Raw genomic sequence first — 14,221 nt, 5'->3', positions numbered from 1 at the left:
TGAAGGCCAGGACCCGCAAAATGGACCAGCAGAAACTCGACAGGGCGATCGGTCGCCGATTGAAGACGCTGAGGACGCAGGCCGGCATGACCTTGAACGAACTCGCAGCGCGCTCCGGTGTCAGCCGGGCCATGATCGGGCGGGTGGAGCGGGCGCAGAGCAGTGCCACGGCAGCACTGCTCAACAAGCTCTGTTCCGCGCTCGATGTCTCGCTGAGCGACGTCGTCGCGCTTTCGGAGAAGCCCCCGGAGCGGTTGACGCGGCTTGCCGACCAGCCGCAATGGCGCGATCCGGACAGCGGCTACCGGCGGCGTCATGCCTCGCCGGCCGATGCGGCGAGCGGCATCGAGATCATCGTCGTCGACCTGCCGGCCGGCGCACGCGTGGCCTACAGCCCCTGGGGCCGCAACGCCTTCACCCAGCAGCTGCTGATGCTGGAGGGCGCGGTCTGCGTGCATATCGACGCCAAGGCGGTGCGCCTGCGTGAAGGCGACTGCCTCGACTTTGATGTGATGCGCTCCGTGACCTTCGAGAACGAAACCAAACACGACGCCCGCTACGTCATCATCACGCGGCGCGGCACCTCTTACGGGAAAATGTGATGTCGCTGATCGTGCGGGATGCCACGCTGGAGGATGCTGCCGATATCCTCGCCATCTACAATTACGCCGCGCTCAACACCACGGCGGTCTGGACCGACGGCCCGGCCGACCTCGGCTCGCGGCGCGAGTGGATGTCCGCGCGGCAGCAGGCCGGCTATCCCGTGCTGGTCGCGATGAAGGGCAGGGATGTCCTCGGCTTCGCCTCGTTTGGCGATTTTCGTCCCTGGCCCGGCTATCGTCACACCGTGGAGAGTTCCGTCTATGTCGACGAGCGGCACCACCGGGCCGGCATTGGCCGCAGCCTCGTCGCCGCGCTGATCGAGCGCGCCACCGCGCTGAACAAGCATGCGATGATCGCCGGCATCGAAGCCGCCAACGCCGCCTCGATTGGATTGCATGCCTCGCTCGGCTTTGCCGAGGTCGGCCGCATGCCGGAGGTCGGCTGCAAGTTCGGCCGCTGGCTCGATCTGGTCCTGATGCAGAGGCCGCTCGCGAACGAGGTGGCGCCGTGACGATGCAGATCCGCACCGGCGACACCTTTGATCCGCGCGTCGTCGCGCTGCTCGACCATCACGTTGCGGCTGCGCGGGCGCAGACGGCGCCGGGCAGCGCGCATGCGCTTGATCTCGCCGGGCTTCGCGCCAGCGATGTCGCGTTCTGGACCGGCTGGGACGGCGAGGCACTGGTCGCCACCGGCGCGCTGAAGACGCTTTCCGCCACCCATGGCGAGGTGAAATCGATGCACACGCTGCAGACCACGCGCCGGCGCGGGTTTGGCGGCGAGATGCTCCGCCACATCATTGCCGAGGGTCGCGCGCGCAGCCTCAGGCGGCTCAGCCTCGAGACCGGCTCGTGGGACTATTTCAAACCCGCGCACGCGCTCTACCAGGCGCACGGTTTTGTGCTCTGCGGCCCTTTCGAGGGCTATGCCGAGGATCCCAACAGCCTGTTCCTGACGCTCGATCTGAGCGGTCACTGAGCCTGCGGGCCGGACGGCCGCAGTGCAACCTTGGCTCGAAAATGCTGCCCCGCCCCTCAAAATGAGTTGCGTACCTCAAAGTACCTCTGCTAGCCTTCAGCGATGGCCGAAGAAGTTCTGACAGCCACCGCACTGACGCTGAAGGACATCGCCCGCGAGGCGGGGGTCAGCCTCGCGACGGTCGACCGCGTTCTGCACAACCGTCCGGGCGTCCGGCCGGATACGGTTCGCCGCGTCAAGGAGACGATCGCGCGCAACGCGTTCCAGCCGCATGTGGCCGCCGCCGAGCTCGCGCGTGGCCGCGCTCGCCGCTTCGCCTTCGTGATGCCGTCGGGGCCAAATCCGTTCATGCAGCAGATCGAGGCCTATCTCGGCGAGATGTCGGCCTGGCTCTCGGCACGCCGCCTCAATGTCGAGATGATCGCAACCGACGTGTTCGATCCTTCGGTGCTCGCCGCCTCGCTGGAGGCGTTATCCGAAGACTGCGACGGCGTTGCCGTGGTCGCGCTCGACCATCCCGGCGTTCGCGCCGCGATCGACGATCTCGTCGATGCCGGCACCAAGGTGGTGACGCTGGTCTCGGACGTGCCGTCGTCGCGCCGCCACCATTATGTCGGCATCGACAATATCGCCGCTGGGCGCACCGCCGGCGCGCTGGTCGGGCGGCTGGTCGGCCGACGGTCCGGCAAGGTCGCGATCGTCGCCGGCTCGCAGGGCCTGCGCGACCATGCCGAGCGCATTTTCGGCTTCAACCAGGTCATGACGTCGGAATTTCCCGAACTCAGCGTGCTGCCGGTGCTGGAAGGCCGCGACGAGGATGGTCGCTCGGAGCAGCTTCTGACGCGGCTGTTCGGCAGACATGCTGACATTGTCGGCCTTTATAACGTCGGCGCCGGCACACAAGGCGTCGCCAATGCGTTGAGCGAGGCCGGCCGCGAGAAGCAAGTGGTGTTCGTCGCCCACGACGTCACCGTGCTGACGCGCCGGCTGTTGCTGCAGGGCGTGATGGATGCCGCGATCTCGCAGAATCCGGGACATGAGGCGCGCGCCGCGGTGCGGGTGCTGCTCGCGCTCGCCCGCGGCGAGCCGATCTTGCGCGAACAGGAGAAGATCAGGATCGACATCGTAATGCGGGACAATCTGCCGTAGCGGCAGGACGGGTTTTCAAACAGCCGGTTGCGGGAAAAAGGGCGACGCAAGCTCGCCCACCGCGACAGGCGAATGGGAGGATGGCGTGTATCTCGGAATGGACATCGGCACGTCCGGTGTGAAGGCGGTGCTCGTGAGCGAAGCCGGCGCGATTGTCGCGACGGCGGCCCGCGAGCTCGCGCTGTCGCATCCGGCGCCGCTGTGGTCCGAGCAGGATCCCGATGCCTGGGTCGATGCTGCGATCGGCGCGGTCGATGATCTCGCCGCTCGCCATCCGGGCGAGGTCGCGCAGGTGCGCGGCATCGGCCTATCCGGCCAGATGCACGGTGCGACGCTGCTCGGCGCCGACGGCCGGCCGCTGCGGCCTGCGATCCTCTGGAATGATGGCCGCTCGCAGGACGAATGCGGCGAGCTTGAGCGGCGCTGTCCGTCGTTGCATGCCATCGCCGGCAATCTGGCGATGCCCGGCTTCACCGCGCCAAAGCTGCTCTGGGTCGCGCGGCACGAGCCGGACATCTTCAAGCGCGTCGCAAAGGTGCTGCTGCCGAAGGCCTATGTCCGCTACCGCCTCACCGGCGAGATGGTCGAGGACATGTCGGACGCGGCTGGTACGCTGTGGCTCGATGTCGGCCAGCGCCGCTGGTCTGCGGAACTGCTCAATGCCACAGGGCTCGATCTCCATCACATGCCGCGCCTCGTCGAAGGCAGCGAGGTCAGCGCGGTGCTGGCGCCGGAACTCGTGCAGCGCTGGGGCATGGCGAGGGATGTCGTGGTCGCCGGCGGCGCCGGCGATTGCGCGGCGAGCGCGATCGGGCTCGGCGCCATTGCGCCCGGCGATGCCTTTCTTTCGCTTGGCACCTCAGGCGTGGTGTTCCGCGTCACCGATCGCTTTGCACCGGCGCCGGCTTCGGCCGTGCATGCGTTCTGTCACGCGCTGCCCGGCCTGTGGCACCAGATGGGCGTGATGCTGTCGGCGGCGGCCTCGCTCGCCTGGCTTGCCGGCGTGATGGAGGTGCCGGCGGCTGCGCTGCTGGCGCCGCTCGGCGAGCGCGTCGATGGGCCGAGCCCGATCAAATTCCTGCCCTATCTCGACGGCGAGCGCACGCCGCACAACGACGCTGCCGCGAGCGGCGCCTTGGTGGGCTTACGTGGTGCGACCGGGCGCGGCGAGATCGTCCAGGCCGTGCTCGAAGGCGTCGCCTTCGCCGCGCGCGACAATCTGGCGGCGCTGAGCGCGGCGAGCGGACCGATCGCCGAGGTCGATCTCGTCGGCGGCGGCTCCCGTTCGCCGCTCTGGGCGCAAATCTGCGCCGACGTGCTCGGCATTGCCGTCCATCGCGTCGAGGAAGGCGAGGTCGGCGCGGCGCTCGGTGCTGCGCGGCTCGGCCGGCTCGCGGTCACCGGCGAAAATCCAGCGCAGGTCTGCACCCGTCCGCGCCGGCTAGCCACGTTCGAACCCCGCGCATCCGCGATGAGCGCCTATGACGATGCCTATCGCCGATGGCGCCAGCTTTATCCCGCGTTAAAGGAGAGTCTTTAAGTGAACGCGTCAGCCAAATTCTTCGATGCAAGCGCACCCGTAGCCTTTGCCGGCAAGGATGCCGGACAAGCGCCCGCCTTCCGCTGGTACGACAAGGACCGCATGGTTCATGGCCGGAGGCTCGAGGATCATTTACGCTTTGCGGTCTGCTACTGGCATTCGCTGTGCTGGCCGGGCGGCGATCCCTTCGGCGGGGAGACATTCCTGCGCCCTTGGCATCACGGCACCGATCCGATGGCAATGGCGCGGGCCAAGGCCGATGTCGCCTTCGAGCTGTTCCGCCTGCTGGATGTGCCCTTCTTCACCTTCCATGACGTCGATGCGGCGCCGGAAGGCGCTTCGCTCAGCGAATCCGTCGCTAATCTCAACGCAATCGCCGATCTCTTCGAAGCGAAGATGGCCTCAGCCAAAGTCCGCCTGCTCTGGGGCACCGCAAACCTGTTCACGCATCGCCGCTATATGGCGGGCGCGGCGACCAATCCGGACCCCGAAATCTTCACCTATGCCGCGGGCCAGGTCCGCGCCGCGCTGGACGTGACGCACCGGCTCGGCGGCCAAAACTATGTGCTGTGGGGCGGCCGCGAAGGCTACGAGACCCTGCTCAATACCGATCTCAAGCGCGAGCTCGACCAGCTCGGCCGTTTTGTGTCGCTCGTCGTCGAGCACAAGCACAAAATAGGCTTCAAGGGGCCGATCCTGATCGAACCGAAGCCGAAGGAGCCGACCAAGCATCAATACGACTTTGACGTCGCCACCTGCTACGGCTTCCTGGCGCGCTACGACCTGCTGAAGGACGTCAAGCTCAACATCGAGCAGAACCACGCCATCCTCGCCGGCCATTCGTTCCATCACGAGGTCGCACTTGCCGAGGCGCTCGGCGTGTTCGGTTCACTCGACATCAATCGCGGCGACGATCTGCTCGGCTGGGACACTGACCAGTTCGCGATGAATGTGCCCGAGCTGGCATTGGTGTTCCATGAAATCCTGAACCGCGGCGGCTTCACCTCGGGCGGTCTCAATTTCGACGCCAAGATCCGCCGCCAGTCGATCGACCCCGACGATTTGATCCATGCCCATGTCGGCTCGATGGATGCCTGCGCACGGGCGTTCCTCGCCGCCGCCGACATGGTCGATGCCGGTGCCCTCAGAGCGCCGCTCGCCGAGCGCTACAGGGGATGGGCCGGCGCTGAGGGCCGGGCCATTCTCGGCGGCCAGCGTTCGCTCGCCGATCTCGCCGACCGTGCGCTCGGTCCCGGTTTCGACCCGCAGCCGCGCTCGGGGCGGCAGGAATATCTGGAATCACTCGTCAATCGCTACGTCTGAACGAGGTCTCTGATGGCAAGTACTGACGCAACGCCGGTCCTCGAGCTCACCGGTGTCGGCAAGGAGTTCGGCGCAATCCGTGCGCTGCATGGTGTCGACATGCATGTCTTGCCCGGTGAGGTGGTCGGCCTGATGGGCGACAACGGGGCCGGCAAGTCGACGCTGGTCAAGATCATCGCCGGCAATTTCCGTCCCAGCCATGGCGAGATCCGCTTTGCCGGGAGTGCGGTCCATTTCAATCGGCCGATCGATGCCCGCGCGGTCGGGATCGAGGTCGTCTATCAGGACCTCGCGCTGGCCGGCAATCTGACCGCGGCTGCCAACGTGTTTCTCGGCCGCGAGTTGAAGCGCAAGTTCGGCCCGCTTGCCCTGCTCGACCACAAGGCGATGGCGGCGCGCGCGCTGGAATTGTTCGGAGAGCTGCGCTCGGAGACGCGCCCCGATGATCTCGTCAAGCAGATGTCGGGCGGCCAGCGCCAGGCGGTCGCGATCGCGCGGACGCGGCTCTCCAATGCGCGGCTGGTGATGATGGACGAGCCGACGGCCGCGATTTCGGTACGCCAGGTCGAGCAGGTGCTGGGCCTGATTCATCGGCTGAAGGAGCAAGGCGTCGCCGTGATGCTGATCTCGCACCGCATGCCTGACGTGTTCGCGGTGTGCGACCGTGTCATCGTCATGCGCCGCGGCGAGAAGCGCGCCGACAAGCCGATCCACGCGACATCTCCTGAGGAAATCACCGCCCTCATCACCGGCGCGAAGGAGGCTGCGTGATGGCTATGCCCCTGGAATCTCCCGTCACGTTCTCGAACGTCGGCAAGACCAAGTGGTGGCAGCGCGGCATCTTCGCGTCCCAGACCGGCTACGTCCTGGTCGCGTTGGCGGTGCTGCTGGTGATCATGCATTTCGCCAGTCCTTATTTCTTCACCGAAGGCAATATGCAGAACGTGGCGAAGAATTTTTCCTTCATCGCCATCGCGACGCTCGGCGTCACCTTCGTCATCATCACCGGCGGTATCGATCTCTCGGTCGGCTCGATGATGTGCTTCTCGGCCATGATCACCTCGATGGTGATGACCGAGCTGTCGACGCCCGGCGGGCTCGGCGCCTCGCTGTTCGTGCACCTGGCGGCCGACGGCAAGACCGTGCTGGCCAATATCCCTGGTCTGATCCTGGTGGTCTCGATCGCGGCGGGGCTCGGCGTCGCGCTGATCGCCGGCCTCGTCAACGGCTTCTGTATCGCTGTGCTCGGCCTATCGCCGTTCGTCACCACGCTCGGCATGCTCTCGATCGTGCGCGGGCTCGGTTATGTCGTCTCCAACGGCCGCGGCAGTTTTCCGGGTGGTCCGGACGCCGATTATTTTTACGCGCTCACGTCGGGTGACGTGCTCGGCGTCCCCGCGCCCTTCATCTATCTCGTGATGCTCGCGCTCACCATGGCCGTGATCCTGCACCACAGCGCCTTTGGTCGCCATGTCTTCGCGCTCGGCGGCAACGAGAAGGCGGCGGAACTCACCGGCATCCCGGTGGTGCGGGTGAAGATCGAGGTCTATGTGATTTGCGCGCTCGCCGCGGGGCTTCAGGGCATCATCATTTCCGGCTGGCTCGGATCTGCGCCGGCCAACATGGCGACCTCCTATGAGCTCAACGTGATCGCGGCCGCCGTGATCGGCGGCGCCAATCTGGCCGGCGGCATCGGTGGCCCGCTCGGCGCCATCGTCGGCTGTGTGCTGCTCGAGGTGATCCGCAACGGCCTCGTGCTCGCGCAGGTCAGCTCCTACTGGCAGCAGACGCTGGTGGGCGTGATCATCATCCTGGCGGTGCTGGTCGATCGTATTCGCTCGCGGATGGTTTGACGTAACGTCGTTTCGGGATGGCAACGAAAATGTCGCCTATCCGCTTCCCGGACGAATTTCGAGAGGATAGGCGCCAGAAAAAGGGTGGAGGAGACAATGAGGAAAATTCTTCTTGCCGGCATTGCCGTCGCGATGATGGTTACGCCGGCGTTTGCTGCGAACTACCGCTTCGTGATCGTGCCCAAGGCGATGAACAATCCGTTCTTCGACTTTGCGCGCGACGGCTGCCAGAAGCGCGCCAAGGAGCTCGGCAATATCGAGTGCATCTACAAGGGCCCGGTCGAGCATGAGCCGGCGACGCAGGCCCAGATCATCCAGGACTTCGTCACCCAGAAGGTCGACGGGCTCGCGATCTCGGTCGCCGACGTTGCAGCCATGACCAAGACGATCGAGGCGGCGACTGCGGCCGGCATCCCCGTCATCACTTTCGATGCCGACGCGCCGGGCTCCAAGCGCATCGCCTATATCGGCACCAACAACAAGGAGTTCGGCGTCGCGCTCGGCAAGCAATTGCTGAAACTCCGGCCCGATGGCGGCAAATACGCCATGGTCTCGGGCGGCCCTGGCGCGAAGAACCTCGCCGAGCGCGTCGATGGCGTCCGCGAGGCGCTGAAGGGGTCGAAATGGACCGAGGTCGCGGGCTCGCCGACCTTCTGCAACGACGATCCCGCGCTCGCTGTTCAGCAGATGACCGACGTGCGCACCGCAACCCCCGATCTCGCCGCGATCGTCCCCGTCGGCGGTTGGCCGATGTTCGCCCCCGAGGGCTTCAAGGCCTTTGCCTCGAGGTCCAAGAAGGACATCGACAGTGGCAAGTTCACGCTCGTCGTCGCCGATACGCTGAAGATGCAGCTCGAGCTGCTGCGTGACGGCTATGCCAATGCGCTGGTCGGCCAGCGTCCGTTCGAGATGGGCGAGAAGGCGATGGACACGCTGCTCGCCATCAAGAAGGGCGAGAAGGTGCCGGAGATCGTCTATACCGGCCTCGATCTCGTGACCAAGGACAACGTCGCGCAGATGTTGAAATAGCAGATGTTGAAATAGGAGTGTCGCCAGCCCCACACTCCTATGCGCTCTCCCGCTTGCGGCGTACGCAAGCGGGAGAGACACTGGCTTTTCGGAAGGAATGGGAATGAAACGGTCGCGGCTCGGCTCACTCGACGTCACCTCAATCGGCCTCGGTACCGCGCCGCTCGGAGGGCTGTTTGCACCGGTCAGCGATGCCGATGCGGAAGCGACGATCGCGCAGGGTTGGTCGGCCGGCATCCGCTTCTACGACACTGCGCCGCTCTATGGCTTTGGCCTCGCGGAACGACGGCTCGGCGCTTTCCTGCGGCAGCAGCCGCGCGAGTCCTACGCCATCTCGACCAAGGTCGGCCGCCTGCTGCGCGCGCCGGACGGCGCGGCTGCCGAGGATGATCATTACAAGGGCACGTCGCGCGAGCGGCCGGTGTTCGATTTCAGCTATGACGGCGTGATGCGCTCGGTCGAGGAGAGCTTGGTACGCCTCGGGCTGGACCGTGTCGATGTCCTGCTCGTGCATGATCCCGACGATCACTATGACGACGCCGTCGCCGGCGCCTTCCGCTCGCTCCAGCGCTTGCGGTCGGACGGCACGGTCAAGGCGATCGGCGCCGGCATGAACCAGTCGGAAATGCTGGTGCGCTTCGCGGAAGCCGTGCCGGTCGACTGCTTCCTGCTCGCCGGCCGCTACACGCTGCTCGACCAGGGCGCGCTGGATGCGCTGTTTCCGGTCTGCGCTGCGAAGAATATCGGCATCCTGCTCGGCGGCATCTACAACAGCGGCATTTTGGCCAATCCGCACACGGGCGCAAAATTCAACTATCAGGATGCCGACGCGGCGCTGATTGCACGGGCGCTGGAGCTTGACGAACTCTGCCGTAAGCACGGCACTGAGCTGAAGGCCGCCGCGCTCCAGTTCTGCATGGCCCATCCGGCGGTGACGGTCGCCGTGCTCGGCGCGCGCAACGCTGCCGAGATTGCCGACAACATTGCGATGTCGGAGAGGGCGGTGCCGCAAGCCTTCTGGCAGGAGTTGCGTGCGCGAAAGCTTGTCGATGCGCGGGCGCCGCTACCGGGCGGGGCGTGAGCCGTGATCATCGACAGCCACCAGCATTTCTGGGATCCCGCGCAGGCCGATTATCCCTGGATGGACGCGCCTGAACTCAAGCCGATCCGCCGCGCCTTCGGCCCCGCCGATCTCGCGCCGCTCCTGAAAGCCAACGGCATCGACGCGAGCATCGTGGTGCAATGCCGCTCCGCGGTGGAGGAGACCGAGGCGTTTTTGCGCATCGCGAGTGTGACGCCGTCGGTCATCGGCGTGGTTGGCTGGGTCGATCTGACCGATGCCGTGCTCGGCGACACGCTCGACCGGCTGCGTGCTTTGCCCGGCGGCGAAAAGCTCGTCGGCATCCGTCATCAGGTCCACGACGAGCCTGATCCCGATTGGCTGTTGCGCGCAGATGTCCAGCGCGGTCTCCAGGCCGTGTTCACCTGCGGTCTCGCCTACGACTTCCTGGTCCGCACCCGCGAGCTGCCCGCCGCCATCGCGACAGCGAAGGCCTTTCCGCAAGCGCGCTTTGTCCTCGACCACGCCGCCAAACCGCCGATCGCCGATGACTGGAGTACGGATTGGGCCGATCGCACCGCCGCGCTCGCGGCCTGCGGCAACGTCTGGTGCAAGATCTCGGGTCTCGCGACCGAAGCCAAATGGAACGACTGGGATGCGGCGCGGCTGTTTCCGTTCGTCGCGCACGCAGCAAAGTGCTTCGGCGAGGATCGCCTGATCTTCGGCTCGGATTGGCCGGTGTGTTTGCTGGCGGGAAGCTATGGCGAGATCAAGAGCGCGCTGGAGGCGTGCCTCGCGCAGCTTGGTTCGAACGCGCGGGAGAAGGCGTTCGGGGTGAATGCGAGGGCTGCGTACCGGTTGCCGAGGACGTGAGCCGCGAACGCGCTCCCCCTTCTCTCCTTACGAGTGGAGATGCCCTCTCCCACAAGGGAGAGGGCGCAGTAACGAGCCGCGCGCTCACACCCCTGTAGGCACCTGATCCAAAAATCCCGTGATGCGCTTGATCTGGCCGTCCTTCAGCACGGCAAAATCCGTACCCTTGATCGGGCTGTCGACGCCATCGGGGCCGAGGCCCCAGCTGAAACGCACATGATCGCCGTAGCCGTTGGGCTCGCCGATCAGCTTGAATTTGAACTCGGGAAAACGCTGCTGCACCCCGGCGATCAGGGCGTCGACGCCGTCATGGCCGTCGGCGGTCATCAGCGGATCGACATAGCTCGCATCCGCAGTCCAGTTCTCGCTGAGCAATTCGCGCCGGCGGCTTTGCGCGCGCTCATTCCAGAGATCGATGTAACGGCGGGCGATGGTGATGGGATCGGTCATGGTGCTCTCCTTCGATGGCGCCGTGTTCGGCTGACCGCTACTATCGAAGGTTCACGCGCGCCGATCGATTACCTCTGAAGTCATCAGCGCGCGTGAATATTTCCGCGAAAATTACTTCGCCGCCGTGACCATGATCTCGACGGTGTATTGCGGCGCTGCCAGCTTGGCTTCGACGGTGGCGCGCGCCGGGGTGTTGCCGGGCGACACCCAGCCGTCCCACACCGCGTTCATTTCCTGGAACGTCTTCATATCGGTGATGTAGATCGTGGCCGACAGCAGCTTCGACTTGTCGGTGCCGGCCTTGGCGAGATGGCCGTCGATGGTCTTCAGGATGTCCTGGGTCTGCTTGGTCACGCTTTCGCCGGCGGCGTTGTTGGCGACGACACCGGCGAGATAGACGGTGTTGCCGTGCACGACGACCTGGCTCATGCGCGGACCGGCTTCGAAACGCTGAATGCTCATTGGGGGGCTCCTGTAAATGGCGGCCCTGTCTAGCCCAGCGGCTTGCGCTGTGCCACCCCGGGCACGCATGCGTTGCCGGCCACGCATGCGCCGGCGTCGACGCATGCGTGGCGGTTCACGGAAACTGGCTGAAGAAAGTCCAGATCGTTTCGGCGCCGTCGATGTCGCCGTTCTGCGGCCCGAGCAAGCCCGTTGCGACCTTCGGGAAGCGGGCATCCGGAGCAAATCCGGGCATGCGATGGCCGCCATCGTTGACGCGATAGAGCACGACATCGTGCCCTGCCGGGCAGCGTGACGTGATCCGCGTGACCGTAGATTGGTCTGAGGGCGCTCTGTCAGGCAGGTCCGTCACGCTGGCGTCGTCCGCCTCGCAGCCATTGAGTTCGCGCCAGAACGCAACGGTCTTCTCGGTGGACCAGAACCCGTCTGCGGCAAAATAGCTCGATCCGCGTCCCCCTTCGTAGGGGATCAGCGGGTCGGCCGTACCGTTCATGATCAGCATTGGTAGCGGCCGCGACGGATGGCAGGTGACGGCAGCCTCATCGGTGAGATTCATGATCACGCTGGCGCCGGCCACGAACAGATCGGCGCGCGCGCAGGCCAGCGTCATCACCATGGCGCCGCCGTTGGAGACGCCGGTGACATAGACGCGCTTGGCATCGGCCGTGCCGTCGGCCACGAACTTCTCGACGAGTTTTGCGATAAAGGCGACGTCATCGGTGCCTGCGGGCGGTCCGCGCAGCTCAGGTCCCGCCTTCGTCCGCGCGTCGGCCCAGGCATGGTTGAGCCCGTCGGGAAAGATCACGGCGAGCCGCTCGCGCTTGGCGATCTGTGGCCACGCCGTCCGCGTGATCATGTCCGCGCCGCGCTGGGTCTTGCCGTGCAGCACGATCACGAGCGGCGCCGGCTTCTTGGCCGGCACTTGCGCGGTGTAGGACCGCATCACGCCGTTGACGTCGATCGTATCGGCGAACGCGGCCGGGGCGGCGGCGAGCGCCGCAACAAACGCCGCGATGCGCATCCGCCATCGCATCATCTACCCGACCGCTTTCGCAGCCGCCCGGCCCGCATTGCGGCCCGAGAACAGGCAGCCGCCGAGGAATGTGCCCTCCAGCGAGCGATAGCCGTGCACGCCGCCGCCGCCGAAGCCGGCGGCCTCGCCAACTGCGTAGAGGCCGGGAATGATCTGTCTGTCCTCGCCGAACACGCGCGATTCGAGATCGGTCTCGAAACCGCCGAGCGTCTTGCGGGTGAGGATGTTGAGCTTGACCGCGATCAGCGGCCCCTGCGCGGGATCGAGGATGCGGTGCGGCGTCGCGGTGCGGATCAGCTTGTCGCCGATATAGCGCCGCGCATTGTGGATGTTCATCACCTGCGCATCCTTGACGTAGGGATTGGCGATCTCGCGGTCGCGCGCCTCGATCTGCATCCTGATCTCTTCGATCTTGAGCAGGTCGTTGCCGGCGAGCTTGTTCATCTCCGCAACGAGGTCCTCGATATTGTCGCGCACGATGAAGTCGACACCATGGCGCTTGAACGCCTCGACCGGCGCCGGCGCGCCCTTGTTGATGGCGCGGCGCAATGTCATGCGCCAGCTCTTGCCGGTGAGGTCGGGATTCTGCTCCGAGCCCGACAGCGCAAATTCCTTCTTGATGATGCTCTGCGTCAGGATGAACCAGGAATAATCATAGCCGGTCGACATGATGTATTTGAGCTGGCCGAGCGTGTCGGAGCCGGGAAACAGCGGCGCCGGCAGTCGCGCGCCTGTGGCATCGAACCACATCGAGGACGGGCCGGGCAGGATGCGGATGCCGTGGCGCGGCCAGATGGGATCCCAGTTCTGGATACCCTCGACATAATGCCACATGCGGTCGCGGTTGATCAGCCGCGCACCCGCTTTCTCCGTAATGCCGATCATGCGGCCGTCGACATGCTCGGGCACGCCGGAGATCATGAACTTTGGCGGTTTGCCGAGCCGATCCGGCCAGTTCTGCCGCACCAGGTCATGATTGCCGCCGATGCCGCCGGAGGCGACGATCACGGCCTGCGCCTTCAGCGCGAACTCGCCGACCACATTGCGCGACGAGCTCTTGCCGCGCTCGACATCGTCGGGCGCGAGAATCACGCCGCTGACGCCATCGACTGTCCCGTTGGTGATGGAGAGCGCATCGACACGGTGGCGGAACTTGAAGATCAGCCGTCCGCTCTTGGCCGCTTCGCGCGCGCGGCGCTCGAACGGCTCGACGATGCCGGGGCCGGTGCCCCAGGTGACGTGGAAGCGCGGCACCGAATTGCCGTGGCCCATCGCGTCATAGCCGCCGCGCTCGGCCCAGCCGACCACGGGGAAGATGCGATGACCCATCGCGCGCAGCCAGTCGCGCTTCTCGCCGGCGGCGAATGCGACATAGGCCTCGGCCCATTTGCGTGGCCAATGATCCTCGTCGCGGTCGAAGCCGGCAGTGCCGAGCCAGTCCTGCATCGCGAGCTCGAAGGAGTCCTTGATGCCGAGCCGGCGCTGCTCCGGCGAATTGACCAGAAACAATCCGCCGAACGACCAGAACGCCTGGCCGCCCAGCGACTGCTCGCCCTCCTGGTCGACCACGATCACGCGCTTGCCGGCGTCGGCAATCTCGGTCGCGGCCACCAGTCCGGATAGTCCTCCGCCGACGACAATAACGTCCGCTTGCTCGCTCATGAGTTCCCCCCTGTAGTTGCCCGGATTGAAGCCGGCGGTTGCACCTGAGATCAAGGGCTTGTCGCGTAAGACATCATTAACTTGTTCCAGTTTGGGACCAAGGCTTGGGACCAAGGCCTGCCGAGTGCAGCGCGGACGCAACACTGGATCTGAATTTGTTTTGAGCGAGCCGGCGTGCCTAGACAAAACCGCGGTTACGACAGACG

Annotated in this window: 15 protein-coding genes; 11 read left to right on the top strand and 4 right to left on the bottom strand. The window is 65.6% G+C overall.

All coding sequences use genetic code 11. The features are described 5' to 3' along the window. The first annotated feature begins 20 nt into the window (after nt 1-20). The 11 genes from ACPPVR_RS40170 to ACPPVR_RS40120 all read left to right on the top strand — a co-directional run bounded on the left by ACPPVR_RS40170 (nt 21) and on the right by ACPPVR_RS40120 (nt 10,408). Nucleotides 21-602, top strand: a complete 582-nt coding sequence (locus ACPPVR_RS40170) for a helix-turn-helix domain-containing protein (RefSeq protein ID WP_426612002.1) — start codon at nt 21-23, stop codon at nt 600-602. Then, nucleotides 602-1,114, top strand: coding sequence for an N-acetyltransferase family protein (locus ACPPVR_RS40165; protein WP_426612001.1), 513 nt, complete (start codon nt 602-604; stop codon nt 1,112-1,114). The genes ACPPVR_RS40170 and ACPPVR_RS40165 overlap by 1 nt, the downstream gene beginning before the upstream one ends. 2 nt (nt 1,115-1,116) lie before the next feature. Next, a complete protein-coding gene (locus ACPPVR_RS40160; protein WP_426616283.1) occupies nt 1,117-1,581 on the top strand; it encodes a GNAT family N-acetyltransferase in 465 nt (154 codons plus the stop codon). A 102-nt stretch (nt 1,582-1,683) separates the two neighbouring features. Continuing rightward, entirely contained in the window at nt 1,684-2,730 is a 1,047-nt protein-coding gene (locus tag ACPPVR_RS40155; RefSeq protein WP_426612000.1) for a LacI family DNA-binding transcriptional regulator, read from the top strand. Between the two features lie 85 nt (nt 2,731-2,815). Continuing rightward, complete coding sequence (gene xylB / locus ACPPVR_RS40150) at nt 2,816-4,270, top strand: xylulokinase (RefSeq protein ID WP_426611999.1); 1,455 nt, start codon at nt 2,816-2,818, stop codon at nt 4,268-4,270. Continuing rightward, entirely contained in the window at nt 4,271-5,593 is a 1,323-nt protein-coding gene (gene xylA / locus ACPPVR_RS40145) for a xylose isomerase (protein WP_426611998.1), read from the top strand. A gap of 12 nt (nt 5,594-5,605) precedes the next feature. Further along, on the top strand, nt 5,606-6,364 hold the full coding sequence (locus tag ACPPVR_RS40140) for an ATP-binding cassette domain-containing protein (protein WP_426611997.1): 759 nt from the start codon (nt 5,606-5,608) through the stop codon (nt 6,362-6,364). Further along, nucleotides 6,364-7,446 (top strand): ABC transporter permease, encoded by a 1,083-nt coding sequence (locus tag ACPPVR_RS40135; protein WP_426611996.1) that lies wholly within the window; start codon nt 6,364-6,366, stop codon nt 7,444-7,446. The genes ACPPVR_RS40140 and ACPPVR_RS40135 overlap by 1 nt, the downstream gene beginning before the upstream one ends. Nucleotides 7,447-7,542: 96 nt before the next feature. Next, a complete protein-coding gene (locus ACPPVR_RS40130; RefSeq protein WP_426611995.1) occupies nt 7,543-8,475 on the top strand; it encodes a sugar-binding protein in 933 nt (310 codons plus the stop codon). Nucleotides 8,476-8,578: 103 nt separating this feature from the next. Then, entirely contained in the window at nt 8,579-9,556 is a 978-nt protein-coding gene (locus ACPPVR_RS40125; protein WP_426611994.1) for an aldo/keto reductase, read from the top strand. Between the two features lie 3 nt (nt 9,557-9,559). Beyond that, on the top strand, nt 9,560-10,408 hold the full coding sequence (locus ACPPVR_RS40120) for an amidohydrolase family protein (RefSeq protein ID WP_426611993.1): 849 nt from the start codon (nt 9,560-9,562) through the stop codon (nt 10,406-10,408). An 84-nt stretch (nt 10,409-10,492) separates the two neighbouring features. Here the strand turns inward: ACPPVR_RS40120 and ACPPVR_RS40115 are convergent, their stop codons facing one another. The 4 genes from ACPPVR_RS40115 to ACPPVR_RS40100 form a co-directional block, all read right to left on the bottom strand. Continuing rightward, nucleotides 10,493-10,858: a nuclear transport factor 2 family protein gene (locus ACPPVR_RS40115; protein WP_426611992.1), complete on the bottom strand. Its 366-nt coding sequence runs from the start codon at nt 10,856-10,858 to the stop codon at nt 10,493-10,495. 111 nt (nt 10,859-10,969) lie between these two features. Then, entirely contained in the window at nt 10,970-11,320 is a 351-nt protein-coding gene (locus ACPPVR_RS40110) for a RidA family protein (protein WP_426611991.1), read from the bottom strand. 115 nt (nt 11,321-11,435) lie between these two features. Continuing rightward, nucleotides 11,436-12,356 carry an alpha/beta hydrolase family esterase gene (locus tag ACPPVR_RS40105; protein WP_426611990.1) on the bottom strand — a complete coding sequence of 307 codons (921 nt, stop codon included), beginning with the start codon at nt 12,354-12,356 and terminating at the stop codon, nt 11,436-11,438. Beyond that, nucleotides 12,357-14,015, bottom strand: a complete 1,659-nt coding sequence (locus tag ACPPVR_RS40100) for an FAD-binding dehydrogenase (protein WP_426611989.1) — start codon at nt 14,013-14,015, stop codon at nt 12,357-12,359. Nucleotides 14,016-14,221 lie beyond the last annotated feature (206 nt).

Origin of the sequence: Bradyrhizobium sp. McL0616, assembly GCF_049993385.1 — a bacterium.
GTDB lineage: Bacteria > Pseudomonadota > Alphaproteobacteria > Rhizobiales > Xanthobacteraceae > Bradyrhizobium.
The sequence above is the reverse complement of the archived record's forward strand: the minus strand, read 5'-3'. Positions and strand labels throughout refer to the sequence as shown.